This is a genomic window from Streptomyces viridochromogenes, assembly GCF_001270495.1.
GTDB lineage: Bacteria > Actinomycetota > Actinomycetes > Streptomycetales > Streptomycetaceae > Streptomyces > Streptomyces viridochromogenes_A.
The window spans coordinates 1-2,940 of the sequence record NZ_LGUR01000071.1; the positions used below are offsets into that span (position 1 = coordinate 1).

The 2,940-nt window shown below is 68.6% G+C and carries 5 protein-coding genes; 2 read left to right on the plus strand and 3 right to left on the minus strand.

Annotated features, from left to right (window positions below; genetic code table 11):
* Positions 1–300, plus strand: a 300-nt coding sequence (locus ADK36_RS08810) for a hypothetical protein (protein ID WP_159391101.1), incomplete at its 5' end; no start/stop codon positions are given.
* A 111-nt stretch (positions 301–411) separates the two neighbouring features.
* Here the strand turns inward: ADK36_RS08810 and ADK36_RS08815 are convergent.
* The 3 genes from ADK36_RS08815 to ADK36_RS08825 all read right to left on the minus strand — a co-directional run bounded on the left by ADK36_RS08815 (position 412) and on the right by ADK36_RS08825 (position 2,575).
* Positions 412–672, minus strand: coding sequence for a YybH family protein (locus ADK36_RS08815; RefSeq protein WP_234329725.1), 261 nt, complete (start codon positions 670–672; stop codon positions 412–414).
* A 476-nt stretch (positions 673–1,148) separates the two neighbouring features.
* Positions 1,149–1,499 (minus strand): YybH family protein, encoded by a 351-nt coding sequence (locus tag ADK36_RS08820; RefSeq protein WP_053196938.1) that lies wholly within the window; start codon positions 1,497–1,499, stop codon positions 1,149–1,151.
* 263 nt (positions 1,500–1,762) lie between these two features.
* Entirely contained in the window at positions 1,763–2,575 is an 813-nt protein-coding gene (locus ADK36_RS08825; protein WP_053196939.1) for an MBL fold metallo-hydrolase, read from the minus strand.
* A gap of 90 nt (positions 2,576–2,665) precedes the next feature.
* Between ADK36_RS08825 and ADK36_RS08830 the strand changes: the two genes are divergently transcribed.
* Positions 2,666–2,940, plus strand: a 275-nt coding sequence (locus tag ADK36_RS08830; protein WP_053196941.1) for a winged helix-turn-helix transcriptional regulator, incomplete at its 3' end; no start/stop codon positions are given.

Sequence of the window (2,940 nt, forward strand, 5' to 3'; positions counted from 1 at the left end):
TTCGGCGACGAAGCCAGCGACCGCGACGTCCTTGTCATGCTGCTGACCGCACTGGCCACGGCGTTTCCCGACGGCCGGCACACCATCGAACGACTCACCCCCGTCGGCACCGGCGAAGCACTGCTGTACCGGCGGTTCACCGGCACCGCTTTCCCCGGCGCCGTGACAGCCGGTGCCCGCGTGGACTTCGCCGGCACCAGCCTGTTCGCCGCCGGCAGCGGAGCCTTCACCGCACAACGCCACGTCGAAGACCTGCGCACCCTCACCGGCCAACCGCGCCCGGACCACACCGGATCATGACCGTGTCACCGACGCCGGAAAGCAAGCGGCGGCCGCATCGAGAAAGTCGATGCGGCCGCCGCTGCGGTGACGGGGTTCCGTCGCCCGACGGTGATGCCGGGATGACGAGAATCAGACGCCGTAGGGGTTTTCGATGATGTAGACCCAGTCCCCCTCGCTCGTCCTCTTCATCACCTCGACCGACTTTCCTTCCAGGGTGCCGTCCTCGCTCGTGATCCGCCAGGGCACCTGGACCATCGCCAGGTCGCCGTTCTGATGGACCGACGCGGCCCCCATCTCAAAGGTGCCGGGCGAGGCGAGGTAGGGCTTCAGCGCTTCCTTGATGCCTTCTCTGCCGTAGACCGGCTCCTGTCCCGGTCCCGGTACGAACATGGCATCTTCGTCGAACAGGGAACCCACTTGAGGTACTGGGCGAAGCGCTCGTGCACGATTTCCGGCTTCATGTTCTTTCCTTTTCTTTTCGTTTCTTCGTTGCGGACGGGCGGGTCGGCTACAGGCCGATCTGCGTGTGCCATTGACCGGTGGTGCGCGGCGTCAGCCCCAGAAACTGCCGGGCGCTGTCGTGCACGCTGATCATCCTGTCCGGCACAGTGGCGAGGCCCTCATGCAGTGCGGTGACCGCAGCCGCTCCCGCGTCTCCGTTGGCCTAGAAGGAGCGGGCCGGTGCGCCGGCGGCGGCACCGGGTGAGGTATCAGCGGTGAGGTGTCAGCGGGTGTGCGGGTCCGGCAGGGTGAGGGGCCGGCCCGGGGTGGGCCAGTGCAGCGGGGGCCGCATCGAGAACGTCGATACGGCCGCCGTTGCCGTGGCGAGGTTCCGTTGCCCGACGGTGATGCCGGGATGACGAGAATCAGACGCCGTAGGGGTTGTCGATGATGTAGAGCCAGTTCCCCTCGCTCGTCCTCTTCATCACCTCGATCGCCTTTCCTTCCACGGTGCCGTCCTCGCTCGTGATCCGCCAGGACGGCTGGACCATCGCCAGGTCGCCGTTCTGATGGACCGACGTGGCCACCACCTCCATGGTGCTGGGCGAGGCGAGGTAGGGCTTCAGCGCCTCCTTGATGCTTTCCCTGCCGAAGACGGGCTCCTGCCCCGGTCCCGGTACGAACATGGCATCTTCGGCGAACAGGGAACCCAGTCCGTCGAGGTCCTGGTCCTTGAGGTACTGGGCGAAGCGCTCGTGCAGGACTTCCGGCTTCATGTTCTTTCCTTTTCTTTTCGTTTCTTCGTTGCGGACGGGCGGGTCGGCTACAGGCCGAACCATGTGAGCCATTGGCCGGTGGTGCGCGGCGTCAGCCCCAGGGCGTCAGCCCCAGAAACTGCCGGGCGCTGTCGTGCGCGCTGATGATCCTGTCCGGCACGATGGCGAGGCCCTCGTACAGTGCGGTGACCGCAGCCGCTCCCGCGTCTCCGCTGGCCTAGAAGGAGCGGGTTGGTGTGCCGGCGGCGGCACTGGGTGAGGTGTCAGCGGGTGTGCGGGTCGGGCAGGGTGACGGGCTCGCCGGGGGTGGGCCAGTGCAGCGGGACGCCGGCGGCGTCGAAGGTCTGCTGGACGTGGCTGCGGTCTTCGGTGTAATGCGCCCAGCCCTCGGCGTGCACGGCCACCACGAGGGGGTCGCCGAGCAGGCGGCGGGCCTCGACGGCCTGGACCGCGGTCAGCGACAGCCGTACGTCACCGAATGCCTCGAAGCCCGCCGCGCCCAGGTGCAGCAGCGCCACGTCGACGCGGTACCGGCCGGCCAGGTCGCTCATCGCGTCCAGGTCAACGGTGTCACCGGAGACGTACACGCTCGGCGTGGAGCCGTCGTCGGTGTGCAGGAGGAAGCCGGTGACCGGACCGGTGAGGTCCTCGGTGCCGACGGGACCGTGGCGGGCGGGGACCGCGGTGATGTTCAGCGGCGTGCGGCCCGGCTTCGACAGGGTCCGGGTCTGCCAGGGCTCCAGGCCGACGGCCGCGCCCCCGAGATCCTCGGCGCCGGCGACGGTGGTGAACACCTCCGAGGCGCCGGAGGCCACCGCACGCCCGGCGGTGTCGAGGTTGTCCAGATGCCCGGTGTGGCTGACCAGGGCGGCGTCGAGAGCGGGCAGTTGGGCGGGCTTCAGTGCCGGGCCGGCGGTCTTGCGCACCGGGACCGGGCCGTCCTGATATTCGGTGCCGGCGGCGTCGAAGGTCGGGTCGGTCAGCAGCGTCCAGCCGGCCAGGCGGATCAGCGCGGTGGGGCCGCCGAGCACCGTCACGGTGTTCACGGCACGAGTCACGGCAACGTCGGTTACCACGGGTACTCCTTGACGATCAGCGGTTGGCTCACTCACTCTGACCGAGTTACTTTCTCAAGGGAAGTACATACCTTTAGGTGAGGTGAGCACGTGCAGGAAAGCACGCGAGGCAACGTCCGCAATCCCGCCTGCCCCGGCAGGCAGCTGTTCGACCTGGTCACCGCCCGGTGGGCCGCCCTGGTCCTGGTCGATCTCATCGACGGCCCGCAACGCTGGTCCGAGCTGCGCCGACGGGCCGGCGGCGTCAGCGACAAGATGCTCGCGCAGACCCTGCGCGACCTCGAAACCGGTGGACTGATCACCCGCACCGTGCACACCAGCCGCCCACCGACGGTGCTGTACGACCTGACCGACCTCGCCCGCGG

What these genes read in the sequence shown, in the direction of transcription:
- ADK36_RS08815 (WP_234329725.1), bottom strand. Translation starts at nt 672, where the DNA reads ATGTTCGTACCGGGACCGGGACAGGAGCCGGTCTACGGCAGAGAAGGC.
- ADK36_RS08820 (WP_053196938.1), bottom strand. Translation starts at nt 1,499, where the DNA reads ATGAAGCCGGAAGTCCTGCACGAGCGCTTCGCCCAGTACCTCAAGGAC.